The 269-nt window shown below is 44.6% G+C and carries 1 pseudogene; it reads left to right on the top strand.

The window, feature by feature from the left end:
• A pseudogene (gene fucI / locus FQ668_RS27555) lies at positions 1–269 on the top strand (L-fucose isomerase); the annotation flags it as partial.

The raw sequence follows: 269 nt of genomic DNA, 5'->3' as shown, positions 1-269 counted from the left end.
GAGGAAAAAGATGCTGAATGGGACCGCGTCATTAAACAGACACTGATTATCCGCGACATTATGTTGGGTAATCCCAAACTGGCTGAGATGGGTTTTTATGAAGAAGCGCTTGGTCGAAATGCCATTGCCGGCGGTATTCAAGGCCAGCGTCAATGGACCGATCATTTTCCAAACCATGACTTTGCTGAAGCTATTCTTAATTCTTCATTTGATTGGAACGGCATCCGCGAACCCATCATTTTAGCGACTGAAAATGATTCACTGAATGG

Source organism: Pseudomonas sp. Kh14, from assembly GCF_900291005.1.
GTDB classification, from domain to species: domain Bacteria; phylum Pseudomonadota; class Gammaproteobacteria; order Pseudomonadales; family Pseudomonadaceae; genus Aquipseudomonas; species Aquipseudomonas alloputida.
Note: the sequence above shows the minus strand (reverse complement) of the source record. Positions and strands in the feature narration are given on the sequence as shown.